We start from the raw sequence: 2,274 nt of genomic DNA, 5'->3' as shown, positions 1-2,274 counted from the left end.
TTGCGCGTCACCGGCTCGGTCAGCGACTGTCCGACGCCATCAAGATCGCGCACGAACAGCTGGAACCACTCATCGCCGCCAGTATCGCGGGCAAGCACAAAGCGCGTCGTGCCGGGCACCACGCGCACCTCGCTCACCGGTTCGTTATAATAGGTCAACTGCCGCCGCGCCGCACCGGGGGCGGGCACATGATGCACCTGAAAGGTCGATCCGAAGCGCGTTGTGATCAACATCGAACCATCGGGCAGCCAGTCCTGAAACCGCGCCTCGCGATAGTTCTGGTAGCGTTGCACGGCAGCGCGGACGTCATCGGGGATCGCGGGCACATTCTCCAGCGTCGCGGTGCCGACCTGCCGGGTTTCCACCGGCGCGGTTTGCGCGGCGGCGGGAACGGCGATCAGGGCCGCAAAGGCCAACAAGGATGAACGGAACAGCATGCGATACTCCTATGAAAAGCCGTGCAAATCCTCCCCAGCAAGGGGGGGGGGGGCCACGAAACGGTGGAGGGGTATCACCGCTTCGCAAATGTGGACACCCCTCCGTCTGGCTACGCCAGCCACCTCCCCTTGCAGGGGAGGACTACAAGAGAGATCACCCGAAAAATCGTTTCCTTCGCAAGTACCTAAGCTCAGAACACCCCCATGGCCAGCCCCGCGCCAAACATCGTGCCAAGCGCGCGGCAGGGCTGCAACTCGGCGTCGGTCAGCTGCTTGCGCGCCGCGATCTGCTCGGCGGTCTGCGCATGGGTGCAGAGGATCAGGCTGTCGGCGATGCGTTTCAGCCGCCAGCCGGTAGCGATCCGCTCGATCTGCCGCACCGCGCCGCTGCCGTCCGATCCTGCCGCGACCATCAACGCATAGGGTCGCCCCTCGATCAGCCCGAGCACCGGATAATAGCAGCGATCAAACAGCTCCTTCATCGCGCCGGTCATGCTGGCCAGGTTTTCAGGGCAGACGAACAGATAGCCATCGGCACCAAGCAGATCGTCGGGCTGCACCTCCTCCGCCATGAGCAGGCTGACCGCACCCTCGCCCGCCGCCGCATCCGCCGCCGCCCGCGCCATTGCCTCCGCCGCACCGGTGCGGCTGTGCCAGACGATCAGCAGGGTCGGCAGGTCGGTCATGGCTGACGATGTAGCGTGCTTCCACACATGGTCCACAGCTTTCCTGACGCGCACCTCGCCAAACTGGAGCGGGGCGGATAAACCATAAGCATGACGTTCTCCGGCGAAAGCGGGAGTCCAGGAGCGAGATGGCACTGCACCCGCCCCTGGATTTTGGCTTTCGCCGGAAAACAGCACCTCAACGCGCGCAGGATCACCCACATGCCAACCCTCCACCCCGATCCGGTCCTTGGCATCACCCGCTCGCTTACCGGCCAGCCATGGCACTGGCGCGGCACCGAGGGCGACCGGCGCGATGCCGATGAGCAAGCCGATGATCTGGTCTCGCTGCTGCTATTGAGCCGCGGCGTGGCGCGCGATGACCTTGAGCGGCACCGCGCCCCCACCATCCGCGGGTTTATGCCCGACCCGTCGATCTTCCGCGACATGGACAGCGCCGCCGACCGGTTGGCGCAGGCGGTGCTCTCGGGCGAAAAAGTCACGATCTATGGCGACTATGACGTCGATGGCGCGACCAGTGCCGCGCTGCTGATCCGGCTGCTGCGCGCGCTCAGGCTCGAAGCCGGGGCCTATATCCCCGACCGGCTGATGGAAGGCTATGGCCCCTCGGGCGCGGCGCTGACCAGCCTGGCCAAGGCGGGCTCGACGCTGATCGTCACGGTCGATTGCGGTGCGATGGCCTATGAGGCGCTGCAGATGGCGCACGATGTCGGCGTCGATGTGATCGTGGTCGATCACCACAAATGCGCCAGCGACCTGCCGCGCGCCTTTGCGCTGGTCAATCCCAACCGGCTGGATGAAAACGACGAGGCAGCGAGCCACGGCATTCTGGCGGCGGTCGGTGTCGCCTTCCTGCTCGCCGCCGCGTTGGTGCGCACCTTGCGCAATCGCGGCTTTTTCGCCAGCCGCGCCGAACCGGAGCTGATGGACCTGCTCGATCTGGTGGCGCTCGGCACCGTGGCCGATGTCGCGCAGCTCAAGGGCCTCAATCGCGCGTTTGTCGCCCAAGGCCTCAAGATCATGGCGCGGCGCGGCAACATCGGCATGGCGGCGCTCATCGATGTCAGCCGGCTGACGCGCGCGCCACTGTGCTCAGACCTCGGCTTTGCGCTGGGTCCGCGAATCAATGCCGGCGGCCGCGTCGGCGCGGC

The 2,274-nt window shown here is 66.1% G+C and carries 2 protein-coding genes and 1 pseudogene; 1 reads left to right on the top strand and 2 read right to left on the bottom strand.

Annotated elements, in window-relative coordinates:
• A pseudogene (locus ACEW8G_RS03175) lies at positions 1 to 437 on the bottom strand (S9 family peptidase); the annotation flags it as partial.
• A gap of 191 nt (positions 438 to 628) precedes the next feature.
• A complete protein-coding gene (locus ACEW8G_RS03170; RefSeq protein WP_373486996.1) occupies positions 629 to 1,123 on the bottom strand; it encodes a flavodoxin family protein in 495 nt (164 codons plus the stop codon).
• 201 nt (positions 1,124 to 1,324) lie between these two features.
• Here ACEW8G_RS03170 and ACEW8G_RS03165 point away from each other — a divergent pair.
• On the top strand, positions 1,325 to 2,274 hold a 950-nt coding region (locus tag ACEW8G_RS03165), incomplete at its 3' end, for a DHH family phosphoesterase (RefSeq protein WP_373486995.1).

It is taken from the genome of Blastomonas sp. (genome assembly GCF_041747255.1).
In the GTDB taxonomy this organism is placed as follows: Bacteria; Pseudomonadota; Alphaproteobacteria; order Sphingomonadales; family Sphingomonadaceae; genus Blastomonas.
Note: the sequence above shows the minus strand (reverse complement) of the source record. Positions and strands in the feature narration are given on the sequence as shown.